At 26.9% G+C, this 21,024-nt stretch carries 15 protein-coding genes and 1 tRNA gene; 9 read left to right on the top strand and 7 right to left on the bottom strand.

What is annotated here, in order from left to right; translation table 4 throughout:
• Positions 1-200: 200 nt before the first annotated feature.
• Positions 201-2,645, top strand: coding sequence for an N-6 DNA methylase (locus tag ACXYRQ_RS00755; RefSeq protein WP_458614490.1), 2,445 nt, complete (start codon positions 201-203; stop codon positions 2,643-2,645).
• A gap of 46 nt (positions 2,646-2,691) precedes the next feature.
• Positions 2,692-3,570 carry a DNA-methyltransferase gene (locus ACXYRQ_RS00750; RefSeq protein WP_458614489.1) on the top strand — a complete coding sequence of 293 codons (879 nt, stop codon included), beginning with the start codon at positions 2,692-2,694 and terminating at the stop codon, positions 3,568-3,570.
• Between the two features lies 1 nt (position 3,571).
• On the opposite strand, the gene ACXYRQ_RS00745 is transcribed toward ACXYRQ_RS00750, so the two are convergent.
• The 3 genes from ACXYRQ_RS00745 to ACXYRQ_RS00735 all read right to left on the bottom strand — a co-directional run bounded on the left by ACXYRQ_RS00745 (position 3,572) and on the right by ACXYRQ_RS00735 (position 10,972).
• On the bottom strand, positions 3,572-3,799 hold the full coding sequence (locus tag ACXYRQ_RS00745; RefSeq protein WP_458614500.1) for a hypothetical protein: 228 nt from the start codon (positions 3,797-3,799) through the stop codon (positions 3,572-3,574).
• 140 nt (positions 3,800-3,939) lie between these two features.
• Positions 3,940-4,317 (bottom strand): TaqI family restriction endonuclease, encoded by a 378-nt coding sequence (locus ACXYRQ_RS00740; RefSeq protein WP_458614488.1) that lies wholly within the window; start codon positions 4,315-4,317, stop codon positions 3,940-3,942.
• Positions 4,318-4,360: 43 nt separating this feature from the next.
• Positions 4,361-10,972, bottom strand: a complete 6,612-nt coding sequence (locus ACXYRQ_RS00735; protein ID WP_458614487.1) for a beta-N-acetylglucosaminidase domain-containing protein — start codon at positions 10,970-10,972, stop codon at positions 4,361-4,363.
• 278 nt (positions 10,973-11,250) lie between these two features.
• Between ACXYRQ_RS00735 and msrA the strand changes: the two genes are divergently transcribed.
• The 3 genes from msrA to prmC are packed head-to-tail and all read left to right on the top strand — an operon-like array spanning position 11,251 to position 13,616.
• Complete coding sequence (msrA, locus tag ACXYRQ_RS00730) at positions 11,251-11,748, top strand: peptide-methionine (S)-S-oxide reductase MsrA (RefSeq protein ID WP_458607196.1); 498 nt, start codon at positions 11,251-11,253, stop codon at positions 11,746-11,748.
• Between the two features lie 60 nt (positions 11,749-11,808).
• A complete protein-coding gene (gene prfA, locus ACXYRQ_RS00725) occupies positions 11,809-12,888 on the top strand; it encodes a peptide chain release factor 1 (protein ID WP_458614486.1) in 1,080 nt (359 codons plus the stop codon).
• Positions 12,888-13,616, top strand: a complete 729-nt coding sequence (prmC, locus tag ACXYRQ_RS00720; RefSeq protein ID WP_458607194.1) for a peptide chain release factor N(5)-glutamine methyltransferase — start codon at positions 12,888-12,890, stop codon at positions 13,614-13,616. The genes prfA and prmC overlap by 1 nt, the downstream gene beginning before the upstream one ends.
• 21 nt (positions 13,617-13,637) lie before the next feature.
• On the opposite strand, the gene ACXYRQ_RS00715 is transcribed toward prmC, so the two are convergent.
• Together ACXYRQ_RS00715 and ychF are read right to left on the bottom strand one after the other, a co-directional pair.
• Positions 13,638-13,711: transfer RNA gene (locus ACXYRQ_RS00715), tRNA-Trp, on the bottom strand.
• 9 nt (positions 13,712-13,720) lie between these two features.
• Positions 13,721-14,821, bottom strand: coding sequence for a redox-regulated ATPase YchF (gene ychF, locus ACXYRQ_RS00710; protein ID WP_458614485.1), 1,101 nt, complete (start codon positions 14,819-14,821; stop codon positions 13,721-13,723).
• A gap of 101 nt (positions 14,822-14,922) precedes the next feature.
• Between ychF and ACXYRQ_RS00705 the strand changes: the two genes are divergently transcribed.
• From ACXYRQ_RS00705 to ACXYRQ_RS00690, 4 genes are all read left to right on the top strand, one after another.
• Positions 14,923-15,417: an MAG0490 family ComEA-like DNA-binding protein gene (locus ACXYRQ_RS00705; RefSeq protein WP_458598091.1), complete on the top strand. Its 495-nt coding sequence runs from the start codon at positions 14,923-14,925 to the stop codon at positions 15,415-15,417.
• Between the two features lie 176 nt (positions 15,418-15,593).
• Positions 15,594-16,607 carry a ComEC/Rec2 family competence protein gene (locus ACXYRQ_RS00700; protein ID WP_458607193.1) on the top strand — a complete coding sequence of 338 codons (1,014 nt, stop codon included), beginning with the start codon at positions 15,594-15,596 and terminating at the stop codon, positions 16,605-16,607.
• A gap of 7 nt (positions 16,608-16,614) precedes the next feature.
• Entirely contained in the window at positions 16,615-17,550 is a 936-nt protein-coding gene (holA, locus tag ACXYRQ_RS00695; RefSeq protein WP_458614484.1) for a DNA polymerase III subunit delta, read from the top strand.
• On the top strand, positions 17,510-18,763 hold the full coding sequence (locus ACXYRQ_RS00690; RefSeq protein WP_458614483.1) for a hypothetical protein: 1,254 nt from the start codon (positions 17,510-17,512) through the stop codon (positions 18,761-18,763). The genes holA and ACXYRQ_RS00690 overlap by 41 nt, the downstream gene beginning before the upstream one ends.
• On the opposite strand, the gene ACXYRQ_RS00685 is transcribed toward ACXYRQ_RS00690, so the two are convergent.
• Together ACXYRQ_RS00685 and ACXYRQ_RS00680 are read right to left on the bottom strand one after the other, a co-directional pair.
• On the bottom strand, positions 18,756-19,682 hold the full coding sequence (locus ACXYRQ_RS00685) for a nucleotidyltransferase (protein WP_458607191.1): 927 nt from the start codon (positions 19,680-19,682) through the stop codon (positions 18,756-18,758). The two genes, ACXYRQ_RS00690 and ACXYRQ_RS00685, sit on opposite strands and share 8 nt — an antisense overlap.
• Before the next feature lie 47 nt (positions 19,683-19,729).
• The gene (locus ACXYRQ_RS00680) at positions 19,730-20,917 is read right to left on the bottom strand and encodes a phosphopentomutase (RefSeq protein ID WP_435130604.1); all 1,188 of its coding nucleotides are present in this window, start codon (positions 20,915-20,917) and stop codon (positions 19,730-19,732) included.
• Positions 20,918-21,024 lie beyond the last annotated feature (107 nt).

The following is a 21,024-nucleotide window of genomic DNA, read 5'->3' as shown; positions in this document are numbered from 1 at the left end:
GTACATTTTATTTTATCAAATTTGATAAAATTTTATTCCTTTTTTAGTTTATTTTTTTCATTATTTTTATTAAATATATGATGTAAATTTGAATACCTTCATCTTCTAAATAACAATAAATTATAAGAATATGAAAATATCCTTGTTAGATAATGTATAATTAATATCTAAATTGTATATGAGACTTATATGAGGTAATAATGCGAAAAGATAAAAATATAACACCATCAGTAACTGATAAATTACAACAACTTGGATACAATCTTTCTGATTGAGATGATAGTCAGACTAACAAAAAATTAGATCAAAATATTCTTTTTGTTCTTAATACTGCTTCAAAAAACAAAAATAATCAACCAGGTTATCCGGATCGAATTTATTTTAATAAGAAAACAAATTTATTAATTTTAGTTGAAGAAAAAACAAATATCAAAGATCATTATGATGCTGATATTAAAAAAGGTGCTATTTCAGGGATAAAATGATATTTATCTAAGTTCTTGAATAACTCATTATTTGACAATTACAAAATTTTAGGTATTGCAGTAAGTGGTGATTTATCAACTCAAAATTCTTATTATTTTGATTGTTTTAAAATAGCAAATAATGAAATTTTACATCAAAAGCAAATTAATAATTTTGTTAGTGAAGAAAAATTCTTATCATTATTTTATGATTTTGATGAAGAAGTTGCTATTGCAAATATTACAAAATCAAGTAAGAAAATAAATAAATTATTAAGAAATCTCGACAGTCAGCAACGCCCTGTAATTTTATCAATGTTAATGATATCTTTATATAAACCTAAAAACTACCTTAATAATTTTCCTATCACATATAAATATGCACAACAAGGGATAGATATTTTAAATAGTTTATTTTACACTATACAAGCTATTTTAGAATCACAAGGAATTTCTAAAGAAAAAATAGAAATTTTTAAAACTTATATACAAACATATAAACAAATTAAAGAACTTTCACAAACTAATATCTTAATAAAAATACTTGAAGAAATTGAACATAATATTATCCCTTTGTTTAACAATCAATTTGCTTCTAAATCAAACTATGATATTATTGGTAGATTTTATGAAGAATTTTTAAAATATGCAGGTGTATCTAATGTTAAAAAAGGAATTGTTTTAACCCCAAAACATATCACTACATTATTTACAAAACTTGTTGATATAAAAGCAAACGATGTGATTATGGATTTATGTTGTGGTACAGGTGCATTTTTAATTGCAGCAATGAATAAATTAATTGATTTAATTGAAAATAGTAATATACCAGACAAAGAAGCAAAAATAAATAACATAAAAGAAAATCAACTTTTGGGTTTTGAAATTAATCCGACAATGTTTATTTGTTCTATTTCTAATATGTTATTCCGTGGTGATGGTAAATCTAGAATTTATAACATTGATTCTATAAATGATAAAAAAAGTGATCAAATTATTGCACAAGTTAAACCAACTATTGGTTTTATAAATCCACCTTATTCAGGCGAAGAAAGTTCAAGTAATCCTACACCAAAAGAGATTACATTTTTAACTAAGATGTTAGATAACTGCAGCAGATATGGAATAATTATTGCTCCATTATCAATGTATTTTAAAGATCCTCATCGTAGACAAATGATTTTAAATAAACATACTTTAAAATATGTTATTAATATGCCATCTGATTTATTTAAACCAAATGCATCAACATATACTGCTATTGCAGTTTTTCAAACACACCTACCACATGATTATAAAAAAGATGTAAAGTTTTATAACTTTGATGATGGCTTAGTTGTCACTGCAAAAGGAAGAATTGATTTATTTGATAAATATGCAGAAAATGAAGCAAAATTATTAGATTTTTTATTCAATAATAATTTTGACACATCCAAAGCTATCAGTGTATCTATTAAACCTGATTCAGAATGAAATGTGCATTCGCATCTAAAAACAAATTATTCAAATTTAACTAAATTCTCTTTTGAAAAAACTATCAAAGAATTTTTGATATTTCAAATCAAAAAAGAAATGGATATAGTTGAAAAAGAAATATCAGATTTTGATTTAATTTGATATATATCTAAATCACAAAAATTTGATAAGCTGTTAAATTATTTGAAAAATAATCCAAAAGATGAAAAAATTGATATAAGTAGTTGAAAAGAATTTAATATTAAAGAAGTTTTTGATAACCTATATAAACTTGAAAAAGGTAGATTAAAAACAACTCATCAATTAATAAAAGGCGATGATATTTATTATGTTGCTGCTAAAAAGACAAATAACGGAGTTTTAGAAAAAGTTGAATACGATGAAGAATTAGTTACCAAAGGAAATTGCATTGGATTTATCACCGGGGGCGATGGTTCAGGTGGATATAGTTTATATCATCCTGATGATTTTATTGCTAATTCATTTATTACAATTGGAAGATCTAAACACTTAAATATCTATACTGCAATGTTTTTGATCACAATTTTAGATCAGCACCGTTATAAGTTTTCTTATGGTAGAACTTGACAATCAAAGCGATTTGATCAAACATTATTGCTGCTACCACAAACAACCGATGGTAAAATAGATTGAGAATATATTCAAAGTTTTATAGAAGGAATGAAAATTTCAGAATTATTATAATAAATATACAAATGTTAATTTATATATTTATCCAAAGAAAGTAAATATGCACAAAATTTATGAATTTAATAATCGAATTATAAATAAAGATTGTTTAGATGGTTTAAAAAATATCCCAGATGAATCAGCTGACATAATTATTATTGATCCACCATATAATATAGGTAAAGACTTTGGTAATAATAAAGATTCAATGGATATTAATGAATATATCACTTGAGCAAAGCAGTGATTTAGTGAGTGTTATCGAATATTAAAGCCAAATGGTTTAGGTTATATTTATGGTTTTAGCGAAATATTAGCACATATTTCAACACAAATAGATCTAAAAAAGCAACGATGACTAATTTGACATTATACTAACAAAGTTACTCCAGGTTTAAAATTTTGACAGCGTTCACATGAAAGTATAATTTGTTTTTGAAAAGATAAACCTCACTTTAATACTGATGATGTTCGCGTTCCATATACAGAAAATTTTATAAAAAACTCTGCTGGTAAAAAGCGAACTTCAACTAAGTGTCGTTTTAACAGTGATTCAAATTATCAATCCTATTACACCCCACATGAAAAAGGAGCATTACCTAAGGATGTTTTTGAAATATCCACTCTGGCAGGCGGAAAAGCATTGCAAGAGCGTTATTTTTACTGTAAAACACATAATATTTTTTGCAATCCGAAGCAACGTAGAAGCCATGATGAATGTGATATTATTATCCATCCTACTCAAAAACCTATGGATTTAACTCGTAAATTAATTATGGCATCAAGACCAAAAGATTGTAAATTTAATGTTTTAATTCCGTTTTGTGGTTCGGGTAGCGAATGTTATGTTACCAAAGAAATGGGCGGAAATTATTTATCATTTGAAATAAATCCTGATTATATAAAACTTGCTGAAAATATTGTAAATTTAATTAAATAAACTAAATATACAATATTTGAATTTTATTATCAATCAAATCTTTAATTTCTTGAAAATATTTAAGTGTAAAAATTACAAATCCGTTGCTTAGTTTTTTTAAATACGGACTATCTCCATTTAATCCATACAAATATGCATAATCTTTATAATCACCTTGATTATGTTCTTTGGTTTTCTTTACATACTTACATTTTTCAACTTGTTCATCAGTTATCACAGTATAATAAATATCAATAACTTTATTAGCAATGCTTTATTTTCTAGCTAATGAAATCCTGTTTCTGATTTCTTTTCTACCAGTTTCCTTTTTAATTTGTATCCCGATTTTGACAGCTTTATAATCTATTAGAATATCGATACCATCTCGATCTAAGTCACTTGATTGAAATACATTTTCTTTACCAAAAACTCTTTGACAACAATAACCTGCTTGAATTTATGTAATAATTGATGCTCAGGTTCGATATATCCTTGCTCTATACCTTTAAATAAACAACATTCGCATAATCCAATATGATTTTTATTGAAATTTAGAATTTTTGCTTTCATATCGTCGGTTAAATAATAATTTAAATATCAATCATCAAAATCAAGTAAGTTATTATTATGTCAATAAACTTGATATATAGCATCAAGTGCTTGGATTTCTTTTGGTATATCTGCTTCCATAATTTTGATATTTTTATATCTAGTGCGATATAAATCTAAGTTTATTGATTCTAGAAATTCATTGAATGCATTATCCATATTGTTATTTTAACACAAAAATAAGCATCCATAGATGCTTATTTTATTTACGTTTTTTCTTTATAAAATAGTATGTTAACCCACTAATGATACCTAAACTTAAAATTCCTACTATAACTCCTACAGCTATTTTTCAACCATTAGATGCTTTGATTTGTTGTTTAGGTTTCTCTGCTGGTTTTTCAGTTGGTATAGGATTTTCAGGTGTTTTAGGTTTAGATTCTTGATTTTTGTTAATTTCATCAATTTTCTTTTGAACTTCATCTTTTAATGCATTAACATCATTAATGTTATTTTTAACTTGCTCATGTTTATTAAGATATGCTACTTGCAGATTATCAGGAAGTTTTTTGATTAATGCATCAACATCTGAATTTGCTTGATCTAATTGCTCCTTAGTTTTTTCATCTTTTGCTTGTTGTGCTTGCTTTTCATCATTAATTTCTTTATCTATTAAAGTTTTTAGTGAATCTAGCTGTTGTTTAGTAGTAGCAGCATCAATTTGACCGATGAATTGACCTTTCTTGGTTGAATCTAAGATTTGATTTGCAATTCCTTTGATATTTTCTTTATATATATCAAAGTCCGTTTGTGCTTTTGCTTCTGCTTTTATTTGTGCATCTGCTGTAAGATAGATTTTTTGTAAATCAATAATATTATCTGCATCTGACATTTGATTAGTTAAATCAGATTTTATCTTTAAGTCTTTTATTTTATCAATTAAGGCTTTTGTTTTATTTCTTTGATCTTGTAATTTTTTGGTTTCTTGTGCATTATATAAATCATTAATTTGCTTTAAAATTTCACTTAATTTATCAGCTGTTAAATCGGAAGCATTAATTTTGTTTGCAAAATCTTGTTTATCATCTAATTTTTCTAATTGAGCTAGAGCATATTTTTTTGCATCATTTAAATTAGATGGATTAATTTTCAGCATATCTTGTGCATTTGTTATCTGACTTTGTGCATCATTGATTTGTTTTTCAGTAATTCTTTGAACATCGATTAGATTATTTTTAATTTGATTAAAAACTCGACTGTAATCAGCATATGAATCTGTTGTATAGATATTGTTGGTATTAGGAATTTGTGTTTTGGTAAGAAGTTGATATTTTGAAATCAAATGATTTCTTTGCTCAATTGCTTTATTAGTAGTTATTTTCAACGATGCTAAAGCTTCATCAATTTGGTCAGAAGTAGCATCAGGGTTACTTATTACCACACTCTGTTGATTAATTAAATCAGCAATATTTTTAGATAAGCTAGGAAAGCGAAGTTGATATTTATCTGTAAATCCATAAGCATCATTTTCTAAATACTCATTATATGCTAGTAATTTAGCACCTTTGACTGATGCTACTAAGGATTTGTATGCATGGATATATGCATCATTAAGTTTTTTTAACTCAACTGCAGATGGATTAGTTTTTCTTAACTCTGCTTTTAATGCATCTGATTTCTCTTTTAACAAATTATAAGAAGATTCAGTATATTCTAACTTATTAATAGTATCGAAATTTTTGATGTTAAGTTGTGCTATTTGTTGTTGAACATCAGAAACAACCAGTGATTCTTTTGCTTTTTGATATGCTTGTTTTAGTGATGTTACAGTAGAATCGGTCAAATCATTTGTATTTTTCAGTGCTGCTTTAATATCATCAATAGTGTTTTGATATTTACTATATGAATCAAGAGTATAGACTACATTATCAGTGTTTTCTAATACAGAATTTAAAATATCTTGTAATTGTTGTTGTTTAGTTGTTTTAGTTAAAGCAGAAGATTTAGCATTTTCTAGTCTGGTTTTAATATCATCAATAGTTTTTTGTGTTAAGAGTTCATCATCCTTAATTGCTTCATGAGCAATAGCTTTAATTGCATCATAATTTGCTTTTGATTCTTTTGTTCAATTGTTATAAGTTGATTCAATGTTTTCTTGAACTAAGGTTTTTAAAGCATTTTTATCAGTCTCAGCAGTTTGGATAATATCATAACCAATTAACTCAGTAATTTTTGGCTTAGGTTTACTTGCATCTCAATCAATTTCTACAGATATAATTGCTTTATTTGTTTGATGTGGTAGTTTGAATGCAACAATATTTGTAAATAATTTACCTACCAACTTCTTTTCTACTGCATTTGTAGATGTATCAAGAATATTTACATAAACTGATGCATATGAATCGCCATCTGAAACAACCCTTAAATTACGGTTATCAAAATAACCTTTTTCGATGTACCAAATTAACTTACCAGCAGCATTTTTAGGTTCATAATATGTATTTAAATTTGAATCTAATGTATTAGCAGGTTTGGTATCTTTTGAAATTTCTGAGTAATTTTCTCCTCCAAACCTTGGATCGTTATCGGCAGGGATATAGACACCTTTGTTAACTAAAATTTCATTAATTGTTAATGATGTATTTGCTGGATAATCTTTGGTTATCTTTAGTTTTATATATCTAGCTTTTGTAGAGATATCATCTTTTCCTCAATATTTAGCATTTGGATATTTTGGATCTTCTGTTCCTGCTTGCACATTTGCTAAGTTATTAGTTGAATCGACGGTATCATTGATACTAAAAAGCGATGTTCAATGAGCAGATGTTTCATTAGTTGCCGATGCTAAAACTTCTATATTTCTTGGATAATTTGAAGTTGATTTACTTGCATAAATCCGTAAAGATTTTAAATCAATTTGCTGACCTAAATCATAGATAATTTCATTATCTTTTTTAGGTGTTGATGTAAAGCTAACTGATGTGTTAATGTCACCATCAAAAGCATAATTTGAATTTCTTGTATCTGTGTTGTTATGATTGTTTGCTATGGTTGAAGAAACTAAATATCCAAATGTTTTAAAATCTATAATATGAACTTGTAAATTTTTAAAAGTAACTGATAAATTAGTATCCGAATTGCCTGTCTTTTTGTTTATTAATCTCACAAATTGCATTCTTACTGGAGCACTAAGTGTGTTTTCAACATCTGTTCATTGATATCCGTCTGATGAATATTGTAGTTTTAGATTTGTATCTGGATTTGTTATATCTTTTGTTATTGAATCTACATTATATACATCACCTAAATCAATACCGATGAATTTGTCCTTTGCAACAGTGATATTCGAGGTTGCATCGGGGTTATTTTGGTTAAATAATTTAAATGTATTATCAATTTTATCTGTAACAAGATTTGGACTTTGGATATCGGTGAATAAGTATTTATTTGATGGCTGCGGTTTTTCAACAAATGACACATCATGTAATTTTCATCAAGTTTGCAAATTATCTTTTGATTTAATTCTAATCCCGGTTATAATACCCCACGAATCGGGGATATTGATATTTTGATCATTTTTTGCATCAGTGATATTTTCAACATCTGAATCAATTGGTAAGTTATTTCTTTTTGCTTGAATAACGATATTATGTACTTTATCAGCATTCTCTTGCAAAATCCTTAAGGATGCAACTTGCATCGGACGCTTGAAATCAATATCAACATAATCACTATTTTGCACATTTCCATTATCAGAATGTGACAGTCATGCGAAACTTTGATCATTTGCATCCAAAACATGGTCTAAGTTATAATCTTGATAAACTTTCATGTTTGAAGAAATACGATATTTTTGCTTACTGGTATAATTTGGTCCATATACTGAAATATCAGCTAATCTTCATCATACATGTTGTTGTGCTACTACTTTAAATCTAAAATCCTTAGCATTAGCATAACCTGAAATATATTGAATTTGTTGATTATTAAGATGAAATGCTCCAAATTGTTTTCATTGCTTACTTGGGTCTGTTTCATTTTCATCTTTATATTCTACAATAAAATCATTTAATGCATCAGCAGGTTTTGATCAAGCTTGTTCTACTCGGATTGATGTAACAAGTTGCTTGCTTGGTAAACTGAATCCTAGTGTGTCACCGACGAAAACAGTATCATTTTGACCGTTTTTAGCATTAGAATATCATCCTTCTGTTGATAATTTATTATCAGTTAAATAAGCAGGTCCACTATGTGCATCAGGTTGATAAGCATCTTTTGATTGCATAGTAGTATTTTCTTGATTAAATTGTAGCCCTGTATATGCAATATCACTTGCAGCTACATCTGGATTAGCACGAAATTCTAATAAACGTAAATTTTTATTATTTCTTGGTGCTTCTTCTGTATCATATAGTCTTATTGCAATTACATTATATATAGTATTAAAACTTATATCTTTACCTGTTGATTCATTATCAGAATAATTTATTGATGTTTGATTTGGAACATCTACTCATTGGTCACTGTTATTTATTTGATATTGTAATTTAGACGTTAAAAAGTGATTTCCTTCTGCCCCTACAAATTTAACAAAAACAGAATGTAGCGAAATAGGATGATTAAATCTTGCTCCAAATCAATCACCTGCTTTGATGCCAGCACTAGCGTCGTTAGATTGAGTATAAATAAGTTGTGTTGTATTATCTTTATTAAAAACAACTGATGGATCGATGTTTCCTTGTTTACCTTTCATTTCAGTGATAAAAGTACTGGTAAAACTGCTAGGTTGCAATGTTTGATTATTAATTTTATTTAAGGTTCAATCAATTAATTTTTGTGCAAGTGGTTGGATGTATTGTGAACCAGGAATAGCATTTAACTGATTACCTAAGTAATCGAAACTATGTTTTTTAGATGCATCGATCAAATTTTTACCTACATTAGCAAATTCAATAAAGTTATCTGGCTCACCATTTTTATAACTTTTTAACCCATTTAATAACATAGTAATTCCAGCAGATAATTCTTTAAAAGAATCAAGTCATGGTTTCATTTGAGCAATTAACTGTGGATTTAAAGTAGAAGATGAAAAGATTTTTAAAGAGTTTGAAATTGTATTAAATGCATCGATTAATGAATTGATATCTGAATCAGTAAATGAATCATTAGATAATTTGTTTTGCAGTGTTGTAATTATATCCTTGATATTTTGTGATTCTTGTAGTTGTGGGGGAGATAAATTACTCTGATCTTGATGAATCATATGTTTTGCAATTTCTCTAAATGCAATTGAAACTGCGTTATCAAATTCGGAATTATTTAGTACATGTTTAAAGGAGTTTTCTCAGATTTTATCTGCTTCTGCATCGGATTTTCAAACTTTTCAAGCATAGTTTGCTCCACCAAAAATAGCAACTTTTGATGGTTGTTCTTGTTGCATCGGATTTAGCAGTAATCCTGAAAACTTAGAAGCATCCACATCTGGTTTTAAAAAGTTTTTGTATCCACCTAAAATCAGTTTGGTTTTGGCTTGATCACTAACTGGTCAATTTATCCATAATAATGGTGGATTCACCATATTTGCAGTTGTTTTTGAATCTGTATTTTGAGTTTGTATTTGATTTGATAATGTTTGATCATATTTTTTTAATCAATCATTATTTACGGTTCCGAAAATTGCCCCTGAAGTCATAACAACTGATACTTCTGGTGGAAAACTTGCAAAATATTTTTGACCATCACCCATATACTCATCAACTACATAAGGTATGGTTAGAACTAAATCAGGATAATCTTTTTTAAGTTCTTTTAATCAAGAAACTAAATCTTCCAGAAATTTCTTTTGTTGATTTTCAGATTGGGTTTCAGCATTTTGATCATTACCTGATTTAAATGGTTTACCAAAATCATCACCTAACACCCCGATTTGACGAACACCTGCATCGATAACTTGCTTAAATTTCGCTTTCAATACTTTCAAATCGCTATCATAGTTTGCAATAGTCATTCTGCTATCTGAAAATGGATGTAAGGTATAAATAAACCTTACTTTGGTTTGATTACCAAGTTTTGCAAGCGGTTTGATCAAACGATCAAGTTCATCTTGTGTATATAACTCTCTTCATTTGATGCGATGTTTTGGATCATCTTTTGGAGAATACATATATGCATTAAGTTTATAGTAACTTCCTCACTTCATATAATCTTGGCGATCTTGTAAACTCCAAGGATTTCCATAATATCCTTCAACAACTCCGCGAGTTTTAACATCTGCTCAATCTTTGATTTCAAAACTTGCAATTTTGTTCCCATCAAGTTGTTTAAAGATATGTCACAAGGTGGTTGCTCCATAAAAAGCAGCATCGGAATTTTTAGCCATAACTGTTATATAATCAGTTTCTTGTCCGTCGATATCAACTTTTTTAGAATCCAATTGATATGAATCGATTTTAGTATTTAAACTATCATCTAAATTGATTCCTATTTCTTTAACTTTTTTATCAACTAAATCATCTGTGCTATCACCTTTGATTCCGACTAAAATATTAGTTTTACCTGCTATAAACCTGCGTGTTGCTTTATAATGCAGTTTTTTTAGTTTTAATACTTCATCAAAACGTGCAATTGTTGCATCATCAATTCCTTCTTCAAAAATGATATTTACATCATTTGTGATTAAAAAGTCTTTATCTTTTTGATATTGTGATTGTTGTACACCTGGAAAAATTTGATAAAGAGAATCGTTATTTGTGTTATCAACTGATTTAGAACTATCTTTATTAGTTGCTGGTTGTGAATCAGTTGCTGAAATACTTGCTAGTAATCCAACTGCTGATGCAGATACTAGCAAGGTTTTGAGTTTTTTTAAATTCATATAAACCTCTATTATGTTTTAAAAGGTATATAAATATATTTCTTCCTATATACAAGTGGTTTTAGTGAAAGCACAACCTATATATATATATATACGGAGCAATTATAACAAACAAGGAATCAACATCATAATAGATGAAAAAATTTTACATTGTTTTGTTTTATTGTACAAGATAAACCAAAAATTTGAAAATTTTTTTTATTTTCATAACAAAGAAAGAAATAAATGAAATTTATTTATTAAAGAATTTATATATAATTTTATACAGAAAGGAAATTATGAACAAAGAAGTATATTTAGCTGGTGGTTGCTTTTGAGGAGTAGAAGCATTCTTCCAAAAAGTCAAAGGTGTTTTAAGCACAAGTGTTCATTATATTAATGGTGGTAGCGAAGGTGTTTCATATCGACAAGTATGTAATGGTTCATCGCATGCTGAAGCTGTAAAAATTATTTATGATGCAGATGTTTTAACACCTAATGATATTTTTAAACTATTTTTATTAATTATTAATCCTTATTCATTAAACAAACAAGGAAATGACCGTGGCGTACAATACCGTGTTGGGATATATACTAATGAAACTGCACTAAGAGCTGAATTTGAAAAGCTAAATCAAGCATTTAAAGAAACTGAAGGTAAAGATAATTATATTGAGATTTTACCTGTTAGTGATGATACAAAGGCAGAAGAATACCATCAAAATTACTTAAACAAAAATCCATTTGGATATTGTCATATCAACTTAGATGGTGTTCCAGCGAAATATCGTAAATAAATTTACCAAAGCGAACGCTTTGGTTCTTTTATATTTAAATTATGATAAAATAAAAATACTATGGAACAAACAATGTATAAATCACTTTATCAAATCAAGGAAAAATATCAAGAACTTGAAAAGTCGCTTGAAAAACCTGAAATTATTTCGGATATAAAAAAATATAACAAAATCAGCAAAGAAATTAATTCAATTAAAGATATTGTTATAGTTTTTAACAAATACCTTGATGCTCAAGAAAATCATACACAAGCAAAAGAAATGTTATCAATAGAAAAAGATGAAGAAATTTTGGCATTTGCTAAACTTGAAATTCAAACAACCGAAGAATTAATGAACAAATTAACTGAAGAATTAAAAATTTTAATTCTTCCACAGGATGAAAATGATAACAGAGATATAATAGTTGAAATTCGTGGAGCAGCTGGGGGCGATGAAGCAAATATTTTTGCAGGTGATTTATACCGTATGTATTCAAAATGATGTACACAAAATAATATGAAAATTACATTATTAGATTCAATTGGAGCTGAAGCAGGGGGTTTTACATTAGTTACCTTTGCTGTGAAAGGTGAAAAACCTTATTCTAAATTAAAATTTGAATCAGGAGTACACCGTGTGCAAAGAATTCCTGTAACCGAAGCAAAAGGACGTGTTCATACATCTACAGCTACTGTTACAGTAATGCCAGAAATTGATGATGATGTAGAAATAGAAGTGAAAACCGAAGATATCCGTGTTGATGTGTTCCGTTCAAGTGGTAATGGTGGTCAATCAGTTAATACAACTGATTCAGCAGTTAGAATTACACACTTTCCAAGTGGAATTGTAGTATCTTGTCAAGAAGGAAAATCACAAATCCAAAATAAAGAGATTGCAATGCGAATTTTAAAATCTAAACTTTATGATTTGGAAATTCAAAAAAAGCATGCCGAAGAATCAGCATTTAGAAAACTTGCTGGTTCAGGAGCGCGTGCTGAAAAAATACGAACTTATAACTACCCACAAGATCGTGTTACTGACCATCGCATCAGTTATTCAACATCCTTAGCGCCTATTATGGAAGGTAGGTTGAATGCGATTATTGATGCATTATTAGCAGAAGAACAAAATGAAAAAATAAAAGAAGCAGGGATCTAATGTCAACAAAAGCAGATTTATTGCTTGAAAAAAGAAGATATGGTTTGGATCAAAACATATCTTCTTTTGAAGAACAACAACTTATGAAAGGTATGCCAGTTCAAAAAATAATCGGATATATTGAAATGGCTGATGTAAAAATTGATCTGAGATATAATGTTTTAATACCTAGATATGAAACCGAAGAATTAATTTTATATGTGAAAAAGATGTATCCTAAAAATGCTAAATTAAGAATTTTAGATTTATGCTGTGGTTCAGGTTTTATCGGACTAGCATTAAAAAAATATTTTGTTAATTCAGAAGTAATTTTATCTGATATTTCTGATGAAGCAATTATGCAAAGTAACTTAAATAAGAAGATAAATAATTTAGAAGTCAAGATTATCAATTGCGACTTATTTGATAGCATCACAGGTAAATTCGATGTTATCGTAAGTAATCCACCTTATTTATCAACAAACGAAAAACTTGATAAATCAGTTCTTAATTTTGAACCACATAATGCTTTATTTGCTGATAATAATGGTTTATATTTTTATCAGCAAATTATTAAAAAAGCTGATAAATATTTAAAAAATGAAGCAAAAATATTTTTTGAAATCAACCCGTTACATTTAAACTGATGAAATCATCAAAAATGAAAATATGACATCAAAATTATTAATGATATTGCTAATAAACCAAGAATTGTGGAATTTGCATATAAAAAACCTAGCAACAACTAGGTTTTTTTGATCATTTTGATATGGCAGGGGTTAAAGGAATCGAACCCTTATCATCAGTTTTGGAGACTGCTATAATACCATTATACAAAACCCCCATAAAGAAGTTACTTACCAAATTTAAAGTGACAAACATCACCATCTTGCATTATATATGATTTTCCTTCCGATCTCATTTTTCCAGCATTCTTAGCACCTAATTCACCTTGATAATTTATATAATCATTATAAGAAATTACTTCTGCTTTAATAAATTTTTTTTCAAAATCACTATGAATTACTCCGGCACATTTAGGAGCATTTCATCCTTTATGAAACACTCAAGCCCTTGCTTCTAATTCTCCGGCTGTAAAATAAGTTTGTAAATTTAATAAATCGAATGCATGTTTGGTAAGTAAATCTAATCCACTAGTTTTTATTCTATAAAGTGATAAAAATTCTTGTTTTTCATTTTCATCTTCGATTTCGGTTAATTCTGATTCAACTTTTACCGAAATCGGTAAAAGTTTTTCATAATCTTTTAAAGATTTTTTTAGTTTCACATAAACTGCATCATTATTATAATCCAAAAATTGTTCTGATGATAAATTAGCAACATAAATAATTGGTTTATAAGTTAATAGATGATACCCTTTAATAAATTTACTTTCATATTCATCTAAGTCAACTTCCCTAGCAGGTATTTCAGATTCGAGTGCTTTTTTTATTTTCATTGCGGCATTTTGCTCGATAATAGCATCTTTGTCCCCTGATTTAGCTTTCTTTGCAACACGGTTTAACACATTATTAATTGTTTCTAAATCAACTAAAATTAATTCAATATTAATTATTTCTTTATCGCGAACTGGATCAACTGAATTAGAAACATGCATAATATTTTTATCTAAAAAACAACGAACCACATGAATAATTGCATCTACTTCACGAATGTTAGCTAAAAACTTATTTCCCAATCCTTCACCTTTTGAAGCACCTTGGACTAATCCGGCAATATCAACAAAATCAAAAGTTGCTCATACTATTCTTTTTGGATTAACTAAATTAGCTATATTTTTTAATCTTACATCGATTAAAGGAACCGATGAAATATTAGGCTCAATAGTTGTAAATGCATAATTGCTTGCTTCAACATGTTTTTTAGTTATCGCACTAAACAATGTGCTTTTTCCAACATTTGGAAGTCCGACAATACCTGCTTTTAATGACATAAATCTCCTTGTTCTTTATATTTTACTAAATTTCAAGTTCTTAAAAAGTTCTTTTTTTGTTCTTTTTGCTTTCTTTTTTTAAAATAATCTATATATAAAATATGAAAGCAAAAATTTTTAAATATATAATAAGCATAATTTTGATAGCAGCTACACTTGGAACACTTAGTTATTTTACTTTTTTTGCTACACCACAGCAAAATACAGTAAAAAAAGAAATGATAAAAAGATATATCTTAAAAGGTGCAGTAAAACAAACAGGGATTCACGAAAGTTCTAGTCCACTAACATATCGGCAGTTATTCTTTATTACAAAACTATTACCAGATGGAGATGTATCTGCATTTAAATTAGATGATTTAGCAATTGAAAATAAAGAAATATATGTTCCGTTTAAAAACCATCAACTTAATTGAGAAGATTTGCATTCAATCAATCAATTAACAAGTTATGGGATAAGTAAATCATATGCACAAAAGATAATTGATTATAAAGAAAGTAAAGGATACATAATAACTTGAGACGAGCTTTCAAAAATTTCTGGTATTGGCCAGAAAACAATTGAAAAATTAAGAACTTTCTTGATTCTAGAATAGCATCATTTAATGCATTTTTGGTTTTAACATTCTTTTATCTTGTTTTATCATCATTTAGTATTTTGATTTTACTTTTTTGGATAATTATTTCACTAATTCAGATTTATATTTTTAGAAAATACTTAATTCGGCTGCTTATTTTCATAGTAATTTTATCTGTAATTTTATTATCTAAAATGCTTATATATAGATATTTTTATGCATCAGGTGTAAATAACACATTCCAAGTAATTGGTGTTTATAAAAGCTATATAGCAATACGAAATTTTTGAAATTTAAAGTATTATATTTCAAATTATAATGATAATTATTCAATTTATCAATTTATCAATGTGCAAGGAAACATTGCTGAAACAAGTTATAAAAAAATCCTATCAACAAATATTTCACCTGCTACAAACTGAGATTTTCGCTACTATATTTTTAATTTTTACTCAAAATTTGATGGTTACCAGCAAACCTTGATCCCAATGACATTTGGATATACATATAAAACATCATCGTTAATTGATAATGCATCAAAAATTGGTATTATGCATCTGCTTATTATTAGTGGACTACATTTTGGGATAATTGATAAAATATTAAAGAAAATAACAAAAAGAAAATGAATTGGAATTTTTGTTATAGGAATTTATTGATTTTTGTGTAACTGAAGTTTTTCAACTAACCGTGCTTTTGTTTTTAAAATACTCCCTAGAAATAAAAAATATTTCAAGGATAAGTCTGATAAATATCTTTTTACTGCATTTATATGTATTGCTTTAAACAATCAAATTAATTTATCTGTTGGATTATTTATCACCTTTATTTTAACTTATCTACTACTTTTTACAAAAAAGTTAACTAGAATTAAAACAAAAATTATTACTTCATTAGCATTATGATTTATATCAATTTTGTTCATAATTTATATGAATAAAAATATAAATTTGCTTTCTTTTTTAATCATACCTATTTTTGCTATATTATATGAGATAATTTTAATAGTATCGTTAGTTTTATTTTGATTTCCTTTTGCATCTTTTTTAGTTATATACAGTGTAAACTCAATTATTTCAATGATGCTATATTTTGTAGTAAATATCAAAATTGAATTTTTATATGTTAAAGAAATTATGGTAGTTTTAATTTATGTTTGCTCTATTTTAATGATGTATCTTTATAAAAAGTGGCATTATCAGTTATAATATTATTATGTATTTTATAATAGGTGATGAAGAGTTTTTTATAAATCGCGAAATTAATAAAATTAAGGAAAAATTTTTAGATGAAAATATCTTTACTTATCGTGAAAATTATAATTTACTTGAAATTTTAGATGAAATTTCAAGTGAAAATTTGTTTGAGCAACCGAAATTATTTATCGTTTATAATCTTAATCTATTAACTGCAACAAAAACTTCCGAAAAAGACAAAGAAATAATCGAATATTTTAAAAAAGTATTTATGCGACAGAACAAAAATGCTTTGATTTTAGTATTAAATCAAATTAAATATGCAAGAAATAATTTAACAGATTTTATTTTGAGCGCTTTTAAAGTTATAGAACTACATAAAATAAATAAGTATGAAATAAGAACACAGATAGGTAATTTTATTCGTTCTAAGGGAACAAAAATATCACAAAGTAACTTAATTTACTTGCTTGAAAAATTACCAGAAAACTTATTTATCATCCAAAATGAAGTTGAGAAAATGACTTCATATACCGATAATTTAACTAAGGATATTATTGACGATTTTATATCAGACTATAAGTTAAACAACCAATTTGCTTTTATAAATTCGATAGAAAGTAAAGATGTAGGTAAAATTTATCAAAAATACCTTGAACGCAGTAGTGAAGGTGATAATGAAATAACTTTAATGTCACAGATTTTTAGTATTTTTTCACTTGCAGATAGGGTTTATAATCTCAAAGAACTTGAATATACTGATTATGATATAATGCAACAAACAAAATTGCAAGATTGAAGGTATAAGAAGATTTTGCAAGTTATAAAATTATACGGAATTAAAAAGATTCATAATATTTTAATAAACCTTGCTGAGTTAGATATCCAACTAAAAAGTTCGGAGGTTCCAAGTAATGTATTATTTGAGACATTCTTGATCACAAACTTCACATAATTTTGATAATAAGAACTTTGTATTTTTAGATGGTGAAGTAATAACAAAAAGTAACTATCAAAAAAACCAAGAATATTATGATTCGGTATTCTTTCACCTTAAAAACACAACTAAATCATTAACAAAATTTATTGTTGTTATTCCTGATATATATTTATATTTTTTCAATGAAGAATTTATGTATATTGAAAAAAGTTCAAAATATACACTTGAAAATAAAAAAGAAAAAGAAAGAAAATTGAAATTATTACAAAATTTTCTTTCTTTGATTTCGCAATTTAAAAATATTTCAATTGCTTATGAGTTGAACTTTAGTAATATTTTGGTTATTGCAAATGCAATTAACCGAAACGAAAACATTCTTGATGATTCAGAAGATAGTCAAACAATACAAAAAACGCTAACATCGACACAGAATGTTATATATGAAGATATGTTAGTAACAAAAAACCTAGATTTAAGTAAATTTGATCCTAGCAAAAATGAATTAAGAGATAACTTAATTTTAATTACTAAGAAATATTCCGAAGTATTCAACAATGATGATTTAATGCTAAAAAACATATCATCTAAGATAAATAAAATTAATAAAAAAGACAAAGAAGAAATAACTAATTACTTAAAAAAAACATTATATGCATTTAAAAGTTTATATAATCGATCAATATATATCCATGAAGAAAACGAAAGTAATTTGTCTATTTTTGAAACATTTCAAGTTTTTGATGATTACCTATATGATTTTAGGATTTCATCGAACTACAATCATATATTTAAAGCAATTATAAAAACTTTTAAATCAAAATACACTACTATCTTTGATTTAAAAAAGTTTATGGTTTTTGAAAAATCAGGATATTTTTATTTAATAGATAAAATAAAACTTTTAGTTAAATTATATTGCTTGATTCCTAATAATATTGGATTTATTTTAAGACATTTAACATCAAATGATAATTCTATAAAACCATTGTCACAAGTTAATTATTATCAAATTTTAACTTCATATTTTATTAATCAATGTGAACAAAAAACTTTTTATTTTCATTATCCAATAGCAAAAATTGTAAAAATCACAGTTTTTAATAATCTGTTTATTCCATATATCTATAATTTTAAAATAACTGTTGATTCAATTAAGAAAACTATGATTTTTAACACAAATGATATTCCTTATAAAAATATCAATGCATATTCTATTAAAATTAAATAACGAATTTCTTAATTTTAAGAAGAACATATAAATATGTTCTTTTTATTCTACTTGCAGTATATCTTTTGCTCACACATGCTTGGATAAAACTTTGATAATCTGATTGTTCAATATGTTTTTTAAAAAGATTTTCAATTCCTTCAGTTACCATATGAAATTGAGCTATTTTGGATGCTGATAGTTTTCTTACAATCTTTTGAAATTTTGGATAAGTATTTTCTATAAGAAATTTCGGCTTGATTTTATTTATATCAAAAGGAGAAAATGGCTTTATACTTTGATTTTCTTTAAGCATTGCTCTTAATTTTGTCGCACTAGCAAAATTATTACTTATTTGTTCGCTATGAAATCCGATGGTACGTTTTAAGCAAATAGGGATAATTTTAAAATTATTATTTATTATAGTTTTAACATACTCTAAACCTAGAATATCATTAGGTTGATTAATTTCAAATCCACTTAATTTGCTTAATGCTAAATTTGTTGCTCTTGGAAAACTATTACCTTTTTGTTTTAGGTATTTTTTAACAAGTTGGTTATATTTTTCTTGATTATTCTTAATTATTTGAGCAACATTGATAAAAGTGTTTATATCATCTGTTTCAGAACCAAAAACAAGATAATCAATATTTGCTTTATTAAGCAACTTAATGGCTTCTGAAGCAAAAATATGTGCAGCTTGTGCTGAGATTTTGTTATTTATTTTAATAACTTTATAAATTCCATATTTTTTAGCCATTTTTTTTCTTTGATAAAAAGGTAAGCAAATTATTTCACCACGTTGTGAATATTTATAAGACATCGCTATGATTATTTTTGCATTAGGAAATTTTTCTTTAATTCAATTAATTTGATAAATATGTCCATTATGCATCGGATTATATTCAACTACAATTCCTACTTTAATTTGCTTATTCATATTTAAATTATAATCATTTTTAAAAATACAGCAATACTGCTGTATTTTTAAACTAACTCATCAAAGATATCATCTCCGGTTTCAGTGACTATATCAACATCGAAATTACGTGCTACAATGTTTCCTAATGTTCCCAAACCGTTAAAGTTAGTTAAAACCTTTGGAGATTTAAATGACTTAGAGAAAATAGTTGCTGGCAGTAATTCCCGGGTATGGTTAAATCCTGGATAGGTTGGATCATTTCCATGATCAGAAGTTATAATCAATAAATCATCTTCACGCATTACATTGATTAACTTAGCAAGTTTTGTATCTAAATTAGCTATATTTTGTGCATATCCATGCACATTACGACGGTGTCCAAAATGCGAATCAAATTGTACAAGATTAGTGAAAATAAATTGATTTTCACCGTCTTTTGTCGCTAAATCAATTGTAATATCCATCCCATTTGCATCACCTTCGGATGGAAAGTGCTTAGAAATTCCACTGCCTACAAATATATCATTAATTTTACCAACTGAAATAACTTCAATACCTTTGTTATATAAACTATTTAAAATAGTATAACCTGGTGCGTTAGCATAATCATGTCGGTTAAAAGTTCTTTCAAAACTACCAAAATCACCTATATAAGGACGACATATAATTCTACCAACATTTCATTCAGATTTTGATGAACAAATTTCACGCGCTGCTTTAGCATAACGATATAAGTTATCTAAACCAGTTCAAGCTTCATGAGCACAAATTTGTAATACCGAATCCATTGATGTATATACTATAATTGCACCACGTTCTTTTTCTTCGTGGGCTAATTCATTAATGATTTCAGTCCCTGATGCAGCTTTGTTTCCTACAATTGGTCTTCCATCAAAAGCCTTTGATAATTCATCTATTAATTCTTGTGGGAATCCGTTTTCAGTAAATGTAGGAAACGGAGTATTAGTTTTAACCCCCATCATTTCTCAATGTCCAGCTAGTGTATCTTTTGCATTTGAAACTTCTTGAACTTTAGCCATATATGCAAGTGGCTTACGAACATAATAATTTCCGTTAAGATTAGCAATATTACCGATACCTAATTTTTTTCAAGTATCAATTTGAAATTCTTCAACCATTGAAGCAGATCGAATAGTGTTTGCGCCAGCATCACCGAATTTAATTTGATCTTTATCCGGACCAATTCCTAAACCGTCTGTTACAATCATAAAAATACGTCTAAATTTTGCCATAATTGCTCCTGTATTTATATTTTAATATTAATTATATTTTACTCCTTTTTTAGCAGAATAAAATAACTGATAAATTACTAATATTGTAAGTTATCATATTTTATGTT

Source organism: Mycoplasma sp. 394, from assembly GCF_054353895.1.
This window is presented reverse-complemented; position numbering and strand designations above follow the sequence as displayed.